Genomic DNA, 745 nt, shown 5'->3' with positions numbered 1-745 from the left:
CCCGCAGCGATAGCCGCCTTTTGCCAAACTTTCCAGTACTTACCCCAAGAAGACTTCGGCTTAAACTCGCCAGTTAACAGGTTCGTTTTACTACTCGCGACGCCTTTTGCGAGCAACGCCATCGTCATTTCTTCTGGCTTAGGAACCCATACACTCTCAACAGTCGATTCTGGCACGGAACTGTAGCATTCGAGTTGCCAACCTTCATGATTTTGCAGGTAAGAAGAGAGATAAAGGTCCAGCCACGCCGAATCCACCACCGCGCCTTCCGTCTCTGAGTGACGAATTAGCCATTGCTCACCAATCAGTGCCGCACTGCTGTTGTCATCACTGACAGGCAATGCCAATACATCTGGCAAGATGCGTTTGATGGTCAACCCTTGGCTAGCAAAACGCTGTAGCACGGTTTGTACCCATGCGCGCTCGACCGCACACACTTGTGCTTTATCCGCTTGCTTACCCAATACGGTGAAGTGCAAGCTATCCACATCTTGCGCGACTTCATCTTCAATCAAATAAGGCAACATGCTGTCGAACTGACGTGTGGCACCAGGCGGAATGTCCACCTGAGTTAACACCACATCATTACTCGCTAGTAAAGCGATGACTTGGCGCTGGCCGGCATACGATACCAACTCATCCAAGTGTTCCCATCCGGCAAGTTCACCGCTGGCAATCACTTCCTGTTGTTCTGTCGACCACACCACCCAAGGAATGGTACTTTGTTGTTCGCTACTCAGCCGAA

The 745-nt window shown here is 51.0% G+C and carries 1 protein-coding gene; it reads right to left on the bottom strand.

The annotated features are described in order from the left end of the window. On the bottom strand, positions 1–745 hold a 745-nt coding region (gene gspL, locus R8O11_RS27235), incomplete at both ends, for a type II secretion system protein GspL (protein ID WP_318194879.1).

The organism is Vibrio sp. 1288, from assembly GCF_033344475.1.
The sequence above is the reverse complement of the archived record's forward strand: the minus strand, read 5'-3'. Positions and strand labels throughout refer to the sequence as shown.